The organism is Bacillus sp. GbtcB10 (assembly GCF_019091365.1).
Taxonomy (GTDB): Bacteria; Bacillota; Bacilli; order Bacillales; family Bacillaceae; genus Bacillus; species Bacillus altitudinis.
This window is the reverse complement of record NZ_JAGXJP010000097.1, coordinates 1-278: the sequence shown is the minus strand read 5'-3', so window position 1 is coordinate 278 and position 278 is coordinate 1. Positions and strand designations below refer to the sequence as shown.

The 278-nt window shown below is 48.6% G+C and carries 1 pseudogene; it reads left to right on the top strand.

The annotated features are described in order from the left end of the window. Positions 1-278, top strand: a pseudogene (locus tag KVT11_RS19770) (phage tail protein); the annotation flags it as partial.

Here is a 278-nt window from a genome sequence, read left to right as displayed (position 1 = left end):
GCAGCCACAAATGTAAAACAAGGTGTCGAAGGTACTCTGGGTAATGCGACTGATGGCGGTGGCGGTTCAAAAGCGGGTAATAAGTTTGTTAATGATTTAGGGTCGAAGCGTGGGGCAGCACAAGGAAGTGGTGCGAATGTTGCTGGTGGAGGTTTAAGTGGACTTGGTTCTATTATCGCGAATTCAGTGGGACTAGCTTTCGCACAAGGATTTGCATATGGTATGGATGGAGCTTTTGGTCAAGTTAGAGCGAAAGCGGCATCATTAGCTAGCGCCGC